This window comes from Stenotrophomonas sp. P5_A9 (genome assembly GCF_056400525.1).
In genome coordinates this window covers 31,465-44,739 of the sequence record NZ_JBFULC010000003.1, presented here as the reverse complement: position 1 = coordinate 44,739, position 13,275 = coordinate 31,465, and the positions used below count along the sequence as shown (strand labels likewise).

The 13,275-nt window shown below is 67.6% G+C and carries 11 protein-coding genes; 4 read left to right on the top strand and 7 right to left on the bottom strand.

What is annotated here, in order from left to right; translation table 11 throughout:
• The first annotated feature begins 70 nt into the window (after positions 1-70).
• Complete coding sequence (gltX, locus tag AC1DR7_RS01575; protein ID WP_457319547.1) at positions 71-1,474, top strand: glutamate--tRNA ligase; 1,404 nt, start codon at positions 71-73, stop codon at positions 1,472-1,474.
• Positions 1,475-1,490: 16 nt separating this feature from the next.
• Positions 1,491-1,976 carry a transcriptional repressor gene (locus AC1DR7_RS01570; protein ID WP_312237445.1) on the top strand — a complete coding sequence of 162 codons (486 nt, stop codon included), beginning with the start codon at positions 1,491-1,493 and terminating at the stop codon, positions 1,974-1,976.
• 131 nt (positions 1,977-2,107) lie between these two features.
• Here the strand turns inward: AC1DR7_RS01570 and AC1DR7_RS01565 are convergent, their stop codons facing one another.
• The 4 genes from AC1DR7_RS01565 to AC1DR7_RS01550 form a co-directional block, all read right to left on the bottom strand.
• Entirely contained in the window at positions 2,108-3,271 is a 1,164-nt protein-coding gene (locus AC1DR7_RS01565) for an HlyD family secretion protein (RefSeq protein WP_478052272.1), read from the bottom strand.
• 8 nt (positions 3,272-3,279) lie between these two features.
• Positions 3,280-4,965: an MFS transporter gene (locus AC1DR7_RS01560; RefSeq protein ID WP_038692398.1), complete on the bottom strand. Its 1,686-nt coding sequence runs from the start codon at positions 4,963-4,965 to the stop codon at positions 3,280-3,282.
• Positions 4,962-5,528 (bottom strand): TetR/AcrR family transcriptional regulator, encoded by a 567-nt coding sequence (locus AC1DR7_RS01555; protein WP_128095414.1) that lies wholly within the window; start codon positions 5,526-5,528, stop codon positions 4,962-4,964. The genes AC1DR7_RS01560 and AC1DR7_RS01555 overlap by 4 nt, the downstream gene beginning before the upstream one ends.
• 793 nt (positions 5,529-6,321) lie before the next feature.
• Positions 6,322-8,511: a TonB-dependent receptor gene (locus tag AC1DR7_RS01550; RefSeq protein WP_457319325.1), complete on the bottom strand. Its 2,190-nt coding sequence runs from the start codon at positions 8,509-8,511 to the stop codon at positions 6,322-6,324.
• 172 nt (positions 8,512-8,683) lie between these two features.
• Here AC1DR7_RS01550 and AC1DR7_RS01545 point away from each other — a divergent pair, with 172 nt between their 5' ends.
• Together AC1DR7_RS01545 and AC1DR7_RS01540 are read left to right on the top strand one after the other, a co-directional pair.
• The gene (locus AC1DR7_RS01545) at positions 8,684-9,097 is read left to right on the top strand and encodes a MerC domain-containing protein (protein WP_256776848.1); all 414 of its coding nucleotides are present in this window, start codon (positions 8,684-8,686) and stop codon (positions 9,095-9,097) included.
• Between the two features lie 108 nt (positions 9,098-9,205).
• Entirely contained in the window at positions 9,206-9,388 is a 183-nt protein-coding gene (locus AC1DR7_RS01540; protein ID WP_038689543.1) for a 30S ribosomal protein THX, read from the top strand.
• Positions 9,389-9,956: 568 nt separating this feature from the next.
• Here the strand turns inward: AC1DR7_RS01540 and AC1DR7_RS01535 are convergent.
• The 3 genes from AC1DR7_RS01535 to AC1DR7_RS01525 are packed head-to-tail and all read right to left on the bottom strand — an operon-like array spanning position 9,957 to position 13,241.
• Positions 9,957-11,225, bottom strand: a complete 1,269-nt coding sequence (locus AC1DR7_RS01535) for an alkaline phosphatase family protein (RefSeq protein WP_478076371.1) — start codon at positions 11,223-11,225, stop codon at positions 9,957-9,959.
• 55 nt (positions 11,226-11,280) lie between these two features.
• Positions 11,281-11,772 carry a methylated-DNA--[protein]-cysteine S-methyltransferase gene (locus AC1DR7_RS01530; protein WP_256776846.1) on the bottom strand — a complete coding sequence of 164 codons (492 nt, stop codon included), beginning with the start codon at positions 11,770-11,772 and terminating at the stop codon, positions 11,281-11,283.
• Positions 11,769-13,241: an AlkA N-terminal domain-containing protein gene (locus AC1DR7_RS01525; protein WP_478052051.1), complete on the bottom strand. Its 1,473-nt coding sequence runs from the start codon at positions 13,239-13,241 to the stop codon at positions 11,769-11,771. The genes AC1DR7_RS01530 and AC1DR7_RS01525 overlap by 4 nt, the downstream gene beginning before the upstream one ends.
• Positions 13,242-13,275 lie beyond the last annotated feature (34 nt).

The window sequence follows — 13,275 nt, the reverse complement described above, 5'->3', positions numbered from 1 at the left end:
GGCGATTCCCCGGTTTCCGGCCGGGACAGGTAAAATTGCCGGGATTCCAGCTTCCCGCCTCGAGCCCTCCATGACCTGCCGCACCCGTTTCGCCCCCAGTCCCACCGGTTACCTGCATATCGGCGGCGCCCGCACCGCGCTGTACTGCTGGCTGGAGGCCCGTCACCGCGGCGGCGAATTCGTGCTGCGCATCGAAGACACCGACCGCGAGCGCAGCACCCAGGGGGCGATCGACGCGATCCTGGAGGCGATGGACTGGCTCGGCCTGGGCTACGACGAGGGCCCGATCTACCAGACCCAGCGCGTGGCCCGTTACCTGGAAGTGGCCGAGCAGCTGGTCGCCGACGGCAAGGCCTACTACGCCTACGAGACGCGCGAAGAACTGGACGCGATGCGCGAGGCGGCGATGGCCAAGCAGGAAAAGCCGCGCTACAACGGGGCCGCGCGTGACCTGGGCCTGCCGTACAAGGACGACCCGAACCGCGTCATCCGCTTCAAGAACCCGCTCGAGGGCACGGTGGTGTTCGACGACCTGATCAAGGGCCGCATCGAGATCGCCAACAGCGAGCTGGACGACATGGTGATCTTCCGTCCGGACGGCTTCCCGACCTACAACTTCGCGGTGGTGGTGGACGACTGGGACATGCGCATCAGCGAGGTCATCCGCGGCGACGACCACATCAACAACACCCCGCGCCAGATCAATCTGTACGAGGGCATCGGCGCACCGGTGCCGAAGTTCGGCCACATGCCGATGATCCTGGACGAGCAGGGCGCCAAGCTGTCCAAGCGCACCGGCGCGGCCGACGTGATGCAGTACAAGGACGCCGGCTACCTGCCCGACGCGCTGCTCAGCTACCTGGCCCGCCTGGGCTGGTCGCATGGCGACCAGGAGCTGTTCAGCCGCCAGGAACTGATCGATCTGTTCGACGTGACCCACTGCAATTCCAAGGCCGCGCGCCTGGACATGGCCAAGCTGGGCTGGGTCAACCAGCACTTCCTGAAGACCGAGCAGCCGGCCGACATCGCCCCGCACCTGGTCTACCAGCTGAACAAGCTGGGCCTGGATCTGGCCGCCGGCCCGGCCCCGGCCGACGTCGTGGTGGCGCTGCGTGACCGCGTGCAGACCCTGAAGGAAATGGCCGAGAAGGCGGTGGTCTGGTACCAGCCGCTGACCGACTACGACGAGGCGGCGGTGGCCAAGCACTTCAAGCCGGGCGCGGAACTGGCGCTGGGCAAGGCCCGCGAGCTGTTGGCTGCAGCCGGGGAGTGGACGGTGGAGAGCGTGTCGGTGGCCCTGCACGATGTCGCAACGGCACTGGAGATCGGCATGGGCAAGGTCGCCCAGCCGCTGCGCGTGGCCATCACCGGTACCCAGGTGAGCCCGGATATCTCCCAGACCGTGTTCCTGGCCGGCCGTGAAGAGGCCTTGAAACGCATCGACGTCGCACTCACTAAAGTACCGACGGCCTGACCACAGGAGACCGCGCATGTCCGCAAAGACCGCTTGTACCGCTCCGCACCATCACGTTCACGATGCCTCCGACTTCGTGAAGGTGGTCGAACGCGTGTGCGCCGAGCGCGGGCTGCGCCTCACTCCCATCCGCGCCAACGTGTTGCGGCTGATCGCCGAGGCCGGCAAGCCGGTCAAGGCGTACGAGCTGCTGGAATGGGTGCGCAGTGGCAAGGGCGTCGGCGCCGATGCGCCGCCGACCGTGTACCGCGCGCTGGATTTCCTGATGGCCAATGGTTTCGTGCACAAGCTGGAATCGGTGAACGCCTTCGTGGCCTGCCACCACCCCAGCAGCGCGCAGCATTCGGTCCCGTTCCTGATCTGCAACAGCTGCCACAGCGCGGTGGAACTGGAAGACAAGGAGATCGTCAGCCAGCTGGAGAAACGCGCCAAGGAGCTGGGGTTCCAGCCGCAGGCGCAGACGCTGGAAGTGCACGGCCTGTGCGCGCGCTGCGCCGGCTGAGCCCGCTGCAGCGCACCTGATCCGATACACCGGTAGTGCCAACCCATGGTTGGCAGCCCGTAGACCGGCACCTGTCCAGATCCACCGCGAATACGGGCAGCACGCAAAGAGCAGCCATGCATGGCATGGCTCTACCGGGCYGCCGTATCCACCTTCACCACCACCGACATGCCCGGGCGCAGCCGCTTGGCCAGCGGCTGGTCCGGGTCGATGGAAATGCGGATCGGCAGGCGCTGCACGACTTTGGTGAAGTTGCCGCTGGCGTTGTCCGGGCGCAGTACGCTGAACTCCGAGCCGGTGGCCGGGGCGATCTGCTCGATGTGCCCGTGCAGCTTTTCACCGTCGAAAGCATCCACCTTGAACGAGGCGGGCTGGCCGATGCGCATTTTCCAGGTCTGCCCTTCCTTGAAGTTGGCCACCACCCACAGCGTATCCGGCACCAGGAACAGCAGCTGCGAGCCGGCCGTGACGTACTGGCCCAGGCGCACCGAGGCTTCGCTGATCTGGCCGTCGCGCGGGGCATGGATGACCGTGTTGGCCAGGTCGATCCGGGTCAGTTCCAGCTGTGCCTGCGCGGTTTCCACGCGCGCTTCCAGGCTCTTGCGTGCCACCTGGGTGGAGGTCAGCGTTTCCTCGGCGATGCGGATCTGCGCCTGCGACTGCAGCACTGCCGCCTGTGCCGACTGGGCCCCGGTACGCAGCTTGTCGCGGTCGCTGAGCGCCACCAGTTGCTGCGCGGCGAGGGCTTCATAGCGCTTGAGCTCGGTGCGCGACCGCGCCAGCTCCGATTGGCCGGCGACAAGGTTGGCCTGCGCGGCACCGATCTGCGCGCGGTTCTGCGCCTGGGCCTGGTCGGAGTTGGCCAGTGCGGCCTTGGCACTGTCCAGGTCGGCCTGGGCCTGCGCCACTTTTTCCTTGTAGATGCGGTCATCGACGCGCACCAGCGGGTCGCCCTGTTTGACGTGCTGGAAATCCTTGACCAGCACCTCGGTGACATAGCCATTGACCTGCGGCGCCAGCACGGTGATCTGGCCGCGCACGTAGGCGTTGTCGGTACTCACCCGGGTGCTGTCGAACGGCCACAACGACCACGCGCGCAGGATCAGCGCGATGCCCAGCAGCGCGATCACGATCATGATCACCACGCTGCGGGTGCTCGGCTTGAGGTACTTGGGCGCGCTCGGCGGCGGCACCGCTCCCGGCGCGGCCGCGTTGCTGGCGGGGGCGGCATCGGTCGGCGGGGCCGGGTTGACGTTCTCGGGTGCGCTGTCGTCGCGGGGTGGGAGCGTGGGCATGGGGGGACTCATCGGGGCGGTGCGGGCAACGGCGCCGCGACTGAAGGGGAAGAGGGGGCGGGGTGGCGCTTGCGCCACTGCTTGAGGACGGCGGTACGCACCGACAGCAGCAGCAACCAGCCCAGGAAGCCCAGCGCGACCGTGCCGCTGAGCCGGAACACATCATTGAAGGCGCGCACGTTGGCTTCGCGGCGGGCGGTCAGCGCCAACTGCGCCGTGCCCTGCGCACTGCGCTGCACCGGGTCGGTGATCAACCCGGCGTAGAGCTGCTGTTGTTGTTTCAGACGCTGTGCGACCACGCCATCGGCCGGGTCGAGCTGGCTGACCAGTGCACTGGAATACAGCTGCTCGCGGTGCAGCTGGTAGGTGCCCAGCACCGCCGAGCCGGCCAAGCCGCCCAGGGTCTGGGTGATCGACAGGGTGACCAGGAAGGTAATCATGTGGTCCACGCCCTGCTTCAATGCCTGGGTGATGCCGAGCATGATCAACGGCCCCATGAACATGCCGGCGCCCACCGAGGCCAGGAACTGGCTGGCGTAGAAATCGTGCGGGCGGTCCAGGCTGGTGCGGCTCTGGTCGAGCAGGGCCGCGCTGCCGAGCAGCAGAATGGCCATCAGCAGCTGGGCGATGATGCGCTTGGGGCCGAAGGTGAGCGAGGCGGCCGCGATGCCGGTGACCACACCGGCCAGGATCACCCCGAACAACGGGCGCATCTGGTCCGGCCCCATGCCCAGCTGGCGCATCAACCCGACCACGCCGTACGACTGTTCGGTGGTGAGAAAGCGGATCAGGAACGCGCCGACGATGAAGTGCAGCACCGGCAGGCTGGCCAGCCAGCGCGTCTGCAGCAGCGGGTTGCGCCGGTAATGCTCGAGGATGAAGCCGGCGGTGGCCAGCGCGACGGAGGCCACCAGCGCCCACCCCAGCCACGGCGTATCCAGCCACCAGCGCACATAGCCCTGGGCCAGCACCACCACCAGCAGGCCCACTGCCGGGGCGAGCAGGGCGAAGGTGAGGAAGTCCAAAGGCTCGAATGCCTTGATCTGCACGCCCGGCGGCAGCTTCAACACCACCACCGCGGCGAACGCGCACAGGGCCAGACCGGCCTCGAACAGATACAGGTTGTGCCACTGGCCGGTGTCCACCAGCCCCGGCGACACCAGCCAGGCGATCGGCACCGCCAGCTGCGAGATGCCCACGCCGATCACCAGCAGGTTGCCGGTATATTTGCGCGGCAGCGACTGCAGCATGTACAGCGTGCCCAAGGTGCTGCAGGCAGCGCCGGCGAACCCGCTGGCCGCGCGGGTCAGCACGGTGGTTTCATAGCTGCCCACGAACAGGTGCAGCACCGCCAGCGCCGCATACAGGCCCAGGCCGATCTCGGCGAACAGGCGGATGCCGTACTGCTGGCGGAACTTGAAGGCGAGCAGGTTGGCGGTGACATTGACCATCGCATAGGCGGCCACCAGCCAGCTGCCCTGCGCCGGGGTCAGGCCAAGCTGGCCCTGCATGAAAGGCAGGTTGGCGGTGACCAGCGCATTGCCCAGGCCACCGGTGATGCCCACCAGCAGCGCCACGGCGGCATAGGCCACGCGCCGGTGCCAGGGATGCCACGGCATCGACGCCGAGCCGGGCAGCGTCGGCTTCTCGTGGTCTTCCCAGTCCGGGATGGGTTTGAGGTACTGCGCCATCAGCCCTCCGCGTCGACGGGTCCCTGCAGTCCGGTACGCAGCAACTGCAGGGCGCGCGCCACCAGCTTGGCCCGCTCTTCGCGGGACTTGCCACGCAGCGCGGCTCCCAGCATGCCTGAGATCAGTGAAATGTCCGTCACCTGCAGGTCCGCACGGCACAGACCCGCGGCGATCGCGCGCTGGATCGGTGCTTCCAGCAGGCCCCAGATGGTGTGCCGGGCGGCCTTGATGGCCGGGTCATCGGGGTCCACCGCGCGCCAGTAGTCCGACAACGCCGGCGACTGCACGATGCGGGCGGCCATGCCTTCGAGCACTTCGAACAACGCATCATCGCGCTCGCCCAGGCTCTGTACCTGGCGGTTGATGCGAGCCACCGTGCGCTGCAGCAGCGCCTCCACCAGCGCGGTGCGGTCGGGGAAATTGCGGTAGAGGGTGGCGCGGCCGACCTGCGCGCGTTCGACCACCAGGTCGAGCGGGGCGGTGACGCCATGCTGCCCGAACACCGCATCGGCGGCATCCAGGATGAGGGCACGGCGGGCAGCCGCATCGGCGCGTTGGGAAGTCATGGGGCATGATCGGACAATCATGTCCGCAAGGAAAGTGTCCGCCGCGCCACCGCAGCATGCCGGTGGGCGCCTGCTCGGCAAGATCAAGGCGGGGTGAAGCCCGGCGCTGACGGTGGAGCAGTGGGTAGAGTCGAGCCGTGCTCGACTGCCGACCCTGCCAAACTGCGCGACGACAGCATCATCTCGACGAAACCGGCGTTGCTTCAAGCCTTGCCGCGCTGCGCGCCGGCAGCGGGCAAACCGTTGCCTCTACCGGCGGAAAAAAGCGTTCTTTGTTCCTATGCGGGGCGAGCAGAAGCGTGCTTTGACCCTTTCCAGGCGCGGCGGTCGGCGGGCCGGGCGCTGGGCGCCCATGCCCTTGGAGGCGAATGTCCCCCGGCCGCGGGGCGTCCTCCTCCTTTATTTCGCCTCCAAGGGCATGGGCGCCCAGCGCCCGACCCACCGACGAACGTCAGAGAATCCTCGCTCCCCGCTTGTGCCGCAAGCCGAGCCCCTTAGCGGCCGGTAGGCCCCTGGGCAAAATAAAGGAGGGAGGCCGCCCAGCGGCCGGGGGACATTTGCGCCAGGGGCCTACCGGCTGCTAAGGGGCCCTCACGCTCGCGGCAGCCCCGAACGGAGAAGCCAGCCAATCCACACATTGCCGGCACTGCCCGTCCACACGCATAGCCTCGTGCTCACTCTGCGACGGCCCCTGAAGCAAGACGCTCCCTTCGGATGGGAGAAGAACCAAAAAAAGGGGGCCTTTCGGCCCCCTCAAGGGTGAAGCAGCTACCCCAGTGTTGGAGAGAGAAAATCAGAAGTACGCGCGGATGCCGAAGGCGACGCCGCGGCCCGGCAGTGGCGAGTAATCGCGCAGCAGGGAAGTATGCGGACGCACTTCCTGGTTGGTCAGGTTGCTGCCGTCCAGGAAGACCTCATAGCTGTTGCTGTCGCTGCGGTCCCAGCGGTAGGCCAGGTGAGCGTCGACCAGCGTGTAGCCCTTGCTCGGGTCTTCGTTCTGCGCCACGTCCTTCTGGCTGCTGTAGCGCACCGCACCGACCGACGCGCGCCAGCCGTCCCTGGACCAGCGCAGGTCGGCGCCGACGCGGCCCGGCGCGATGCGCGGCAGGTAGCCGCTGTTGGCCAGGTCCACACTGTAGTTGTGGTTGTGGTCGCCGTGCGGCACCGCGATGTCCACGGTGCGGCTGCCGCTGCCGTCCAGCTCGGCTTTGACGTAGTCGCCGAACACGCGCAGATCCCAATCGCCCGCGCTGCCTTCGAACAGGTGCAACAGCGCCTCGGCTTCGGCACCCTTGAAGGTCGCGTCCTGCTGCGTCCACAGGCGCACCGGCAGCGATTCGACCACGCCGGTCTCGGCCAGGTAGATGAAGTCCTTGAACTTGGTCTGATAGATGGACGCCGAGAAGTCGACACGATCGCTGTGGGTGTGGATGCCCAGTTCGACGCGCTGGCCGCGCTCGGTCTTCAGGTTGGCATCGCCGATTTCCAGCGAACGCGTGGCGATGTGCGCACCGGCCGCATACAGCTCTTCATTGGTCGGCGCGCGCTCGGAGCTGTCGATGCCGAAGCGCAGATCGACGGCGTCGTTGAGGGTCCAGATGCCGGCCGCGGAGAGATTGGTGGCATCGAACTTGCGCGCGCGGTAATCGCCGGTCGGGTCCAGCTTCACCTGGTCATGGCGGCCGCCGAGTTCCAGCTTGAACGGACCGAACTGCTTTTCCTGCAGCACGAACAGACCGATGTTCTTCGTACCCGTATCCGGCACGAAGGCCTCTTCGCCCTTGGCGCCGAAATCGCTGTTGCCGAGCTGCAGGCCGAACGCGCCGTCCCAGCCGCCGATCTGCTGCTGCACTGCTTCCAGGCGGGCTTCGATGCCACGGTTGGTGAAGCGGGTGGAGGGCGTGCCGGCTTCCAGTTCCACGTGCTCGTAGTCGGTGTAGGCGGTGCGCAGGTTGATGTTCTTCAGGAACGAGGTCGGGTTGTAGATGCCGCCCTTGGCTTCGAAGCGGTTCTGCACCATGTCGATGCGAACGTCGTGCTCGTCGCCTTCTTCCTCTTCGTCGCCATGGTCGTGGTCATGATCATGGTCGTCCTCGGCATGCACGTGTGCGCCGTTGGGAATGCCGTAGTTGGTGCGGTAGGTACTGGCCGAGGCGCCGAAGTAGCCGCCGTCGCCGAGCCAGGTCGCGCCGACGCCGCCGGCGCGGGTGCGCACGGAGCTGTTGTCCAGGCGGCCGCGACGCGGTTCGTCGCTGTCGGCGGCGTCATGGTCGTGGCCGCTGTGGTCTTCCAGGCCATCGATCACCGCGTAGCCGGGAATGCGGTAGTCATCACCATTGCGGACCAGGCCATCGACATGCAGCACGACATTATTGCCGCTGACACCGTCCAGGCGGAACATGCCGCTGCGCTCGTCATTGACCGAGTTGCCGCGCAGCTCGGCGCGACCGCTGAGCGGGCGGTCCGGGAGTTCGCGCGCGATGCGGCCATCGACCACGTTGACCGCGCCGCCGATCGCGCCGCTGCCGAACAGCAGCGTGGCCGGGCCCTTCAGTACTTCGATCTGGTCGGCCAGGAACGGCTCGGTGCTGGTGGCATGGTCGGCGCTGACCGTGGAGGCATCCATGTTGCCCATGCCGTTGGAGAGCACGGCCACGCGTGGGCCTTCCTGGCCACGGATGATCGGGCGGCCGACGCCCGGGCCGAAGAAGGTGCTCTGCACGCCGGGCAGCTTGGCCACGGTGTCGCCGAGGGTGCCGGCCTTCTGTTCGTCCAGGCGTTCACCGGCGAGCACATCGACCGGACGTGCCAGCGATTCGGCGTCGCCCTGCAGCGGGGAGGCGGTGACCTTGACCGTGGACAGTTCGGTCAGGTGGTGGTCACGTTGGCCGGCATCGTCGGCGGCCAGGGCGAGCGAGGGGATCAGCGCAGCGGCGAGGGCCAGGGACAGGGCGTGGGGCTGGAGGGAGCGGGAAGAGCGCATGGGCAAAGGGTCCGTCGTCAATTGTTACAATGTATCAATGGTGTGGCGCGCGCAGCCCTTGGCGGGGCAGGTACAGCGAGGGGGCGTTACGGGGGAGGAGCGGGGCCGAGGGGTGCGCGTCGGGATTGATGTTATATTATTCCATAACGCTTCGCCGACCCTGCTGGAAGTCATGCCCCTGTTCCCCCGCCTCCGTCATCTGCTCGATCGCTTCGGTGCCACCGGCTCGCTGCTGTGCGCGGTGCACTGCGCGGTGCTGCCGATCCTGCTGGCTGCCGCGCCGTCGCTGGGCCTGTCGGTCTGGCTGGGTGACGGGGTGGAACTGGCCCTGGTCAGCTTCGTCACACTGCTTGGGCTGTTCAGTCTGGTCTGGGGCTACCGTCGACACGGCGCGCTTCGCGCGTTGGGGTTCCTGGTGCCGGGGCTGGTGGCCCTGTGGGCCGGTCTGCTGTACGACCCGCTGCACCATTCGGCGGTGCCGCACGCGGTGGTGATGACGCTCGGCGGCGTGCTGGTGGGGGTGGCGCACCTGGTGAATCTGCGTTTGAACCATGGTCACATCCATGACGCCAGCTGTGCGCATTGAGGCGCTGTGGTAGGCTTCCAGATCGTGCGCGGGGGCGCCTGAGAGGGCGGCCCCGCCGAACCCGTGTCAGTGCGGGGTAATCAGATTCAAGACTAAGGAGTTGACGACATGGGTAAGGGTGACCGCAAGACCGCCAAGGGCAAGCGTTTCAACGCCAGCTACGGCAATTCGCGCTCGCACGTGGTGAGCAAGGTGGCCGTGGGCGCAGCTGCGCCGGTCGCCAAGAAGACCGTTGCCAAGGCGCCGGCCAAGAAGGCCGTTGCCAAGAAGGCTGTCGCCAAGGCCGGTTGATCCCGTCAGGCGGGTCGAAGAAAACGCGGCGCTTGCGCCGCGTTTTTTTTTGGGATTTTTTCAGGTGCAGATCAATTTCCAGATCAAGTTCTGGATCAACAGCCMGATCCAGAACTGCGAGTGCGTGCTTGTGCTGGTTTGGGCAGGTACGGGTGGGTTGGCGGGACACGCCGTAAATACGTCCGTGTAGGCTCCCAAGCCGCATCCATGCGGCTTGAGGGTCCCGCCAACCCACCCGTACCCGCCCTTGACAGTGTCCGGGCGCGCAACGAAACGGCGGAGGAGCACTTCTGCTCTGCTCTGCTCTGCTGTGCTGTGCTGTGCTCTGCTCTGCTCGCCCTCGGCCGTAGGAAAACTGTCGAGGGTGGGGGTGTGTGGGTTGGCGGGACCGTCGTACGCCATGGATGGCGTACGCGAGCCTCCACGGATGGATTTACGGCGTGTCCCGCGAACCCACACGCCCCCGCCCAAACCAGCAAAGGTGCACACTCGCCGCCGTTGCTCCGGCACTGCTTTCAGAACCAAGCCAAGCGAAATACAGGCGGGGCGTTCGGAACGTACTGCGCGATCAACGCAACGCCGGCAACAAGGTCTTCGGATCGCCGTCGTTCGGTGCGGCGGGAATGCCGAGCAGGCGGGTCAGCAGCGGATAGACATCGACGTTGTCGAAACCCGGCAACGTCTCACCCTGCTTGAACGCCGGACCGCGTGCGATGAACACCGCGCGCATGGAGGGCAGTGCGTTGTCATACCCATGCGAACCGCGATCGCCCGGCGTGCGCTTGGCGATGCTCGCGCGCGACAGCGCATTCCAGCCCTCATGCATCTGGCAGACGATCGGCGGAATGCGCGGATTGCTGCCGTAGTGCCAGCGTGCCGGCAGCGTCTGACGCGTCCAGCAGTCGTAGCGCGCATGTGCCCCCAGCAGCACCCGCTCGGCCTCCTGCTGCTTGCCCGRCAATGGCGCGAAACCGACCGACTGGCCGACTGACACATCCTTGGCGATTGACGGATCGACCATGTCTTCCACTGCGATGGTGTGGCCGTCAGCCACGTTCGCCATGCCGTGGTCGGAGACCACGATGACATTCGTGTCCGCATCCAGACCACGCGCCTGCAGGCCATCGAGCAGGCGACCGATCGCCGCATCAACCTCGACCACCGCAGCAGCATATTCGGGCGAATCCGGGCCCTTGTCGTGACCGGCGTGATCGACCTGTTCCATGTACAGCGTGATCAGTTGTGGTGCCTGCGCATCGCGCTGCCCGGCCCAGGCCAGCACCTGGTCGACGCGGTCGGGCAGGGGCACGTTGTTGTCGTAGACGCGCCATTGGCTGGGGCGCACGCCCTGGATGGCCGCTTCGCTGCCCGGCCACGACCAGGTCGCCGTACGCACGCCTGCCTTCTCAGCGCCCACCCAGATCGGCTCGCCGCCCCACCAGCGTGCATCGGTCACGGCCTCGGGCTTGCTCAGGCGGAACGTGCCCAGATCTTCGGCCTGCATGCTGTTGTGGATGATGCCGTGGTGGTCCGGACGCAGGCCGGTCACGATCGTGTAGTGGTTGGGGAAGGTCAGCGACGGATACGACGGCGTCATCCAGCGCGCACGCACACCGTCGCGGACGATGCGGGCCAGATTGGGCGTAATGCCGCGATCGAGCATGTCCGCACGCAGGCCGTCGATGGAGACCAGTAGCAGTTTCGGTCGCGCGCTCGGCGCGGCGTGCGCAGCGGCCGTGTCGAGGGCGACGGGCGCAGTGGAAGGCGAGGTGGCGCAGGCGGCCAGCGTGAGCGTGAGCGTGGCGACGAGCGCCAACGGAAGGCGAACGGAAGTCATCCGGCCATCATAGTTCGCCGTAGTGACGCCGCGAAGACAACCGATGGCACAGGCATCAGGCGAACAACGCATCGCGCTGCGCTTCCAGCTGCAGCAGCGCGGCCTTGGTCGGCAGGCCGCCACCGAAACCGGTGAGCGCACCGCTGCTGCCGATCACGCGGTGGCAGGGCAGCACGATCGGCAGCGGATTGCGCCCGTTGGCGGCGCCGACCGCGCGGCTGGCGGTGGGGTGGCCGATGTGACGCGCCAGGTCGACGTAGCTCCAGGTCTGCCCGAACGGAATATCGGCCAGCGCCTTCCACACGCGCAGCTGGAACGTCGTACCGTGCGGTGCCAGCGGCAGGTCGAACTGCTGGCGCTGGCCGTGCAGATACTGCAGCAACTGCGTGCGTGCATCGCGCAGTGCGTGCGCATCGTGCTGCCACTGCGCGCGACCCTTGGCGTCGTAGCGGTTGTTCTCGAACAGGATGTGGTGGATGCCCTGGCTGTCGCCGGCCACGGTGAGGGGCCCGATCGGGCTGTCGAAGGTGTCGTAGAGCAGCGTCATGGGTTCACTCCGGAAGTGGGGGTGGACAGGTGCCACAGGTGCAGCACGGCATAGGCCCGCCAAGGGCGCCACGCCTGCGAGTGGGCTTCGGTGGCGCGCTCGGTCAGGCGGGTGTCGCCACCCAGCACCTGCTGTAGAACCAGGTCGCCGGCGGGAAACGCATCGGGCAGGGCCAGCGCGCGCAGCGCCATGTAATGCGCCGTCCACGGCCCGATGCCGGGCAGGGCCACGCAGCGTTCGACGAACTGGTCCAGGCGCTGCCCGGCCTGGAAATCCAGGCGGCCCTCGGCCACGGCGGCAGCGACGGCACGCACGGTGGCCGCGCGTGTCTTCGGTAATCCGATCGTTTCCAGCGGTGCATCGGCGAGCGCCTGCGGCGTGGGGAATTGACGGTCCAGGCCCGTCGCCATGCCCTCCAGCACCAGGCCGAAACGATCCACCACGCGGCGTGCCAGGGTGGTGGCCGCCGCGACGCTCACCTGCTGGCCCAGCACCGCGCGCACCGCCACTTCAAAGCCGTCCCAGCCGCCGGGCACGCGCAGGCCGGGGCGCTGTGCGATGCCGCGTGCCAGCAGCGGATCCTTGCCAAGCGTGGCGTGCACGATGCGCAGGTCGGCATCGAGGTCGAAGATGCGCCGGACCCGGCGCACGATCGAGGGAATCGCGCGCGGATCGACCTGGCCCAGCTGCAGCCGCAGCTCCGGGCGCTTGGGATCGGCACTGACCCGGATCACGCTGGGGCGCTCGGGCGGGCCGATCACGCGCTGGTAGCTGTCCTCGTCGATGCACTCGATGCCGGGAATGGCCCGGCGACGCAGGAAGCCGAGCATCGCGGAAAAATCCAGCGGTGGCCGGTAGCCCAGGCGCAGGCTCAGGCTCAGGGTGCCAGCGTCCACGCTGCCGCGTTGGCGTCGGATCGCGGTGGGTGGCATGCCGCAGCCCTCGACGAACGCGGCATTGAAGCGGCGCAGGCTGTTGTAGCCCGACGCCATGGCAACATCGGTGATCGGCAGGGCGGTTTCGGTGAGCAGCTGCTTGGCCAGCAGCAGGCGCCGGGTGGCGTGGATCTGCGCCGGGGCCGCGCCCAGCCGGGCGACGAACAGGCGCTGCAGCTGGCGCGCGCTCAGCCCCAGCCGCGCGGCCAGATCGGCCACCGGCGCATCCTGCAGGAAGCTGTCGTGGATCAACGCCAGCGCGCGCTGCAGGGTTTCATTGCTCAGCGCGTCCTGTGCCTCCGGTGCCAGTTCGGGACGGCAGCGCAGGCACGGCCGGAAGCCGGCCGCCGCCGCTGCGGCTGCGGTGGGGTAGTAGTCGACATTGCTGGGCTTCGGCGGCGGTGCCGGGCACACGGGTCGGCAATAGATGCCGGTGCTGCGCACCGCAGTGAAGAACACGCCGTCGAAACGTGCGTCGCGCGCCAGTCGGGCGCTTTCGCAGGCGGCGTGGTCCAGGGGCAGGGCGGTATCCATGGGCGCCAGTCTATGCCCGGGGCGGCGGTCGGGC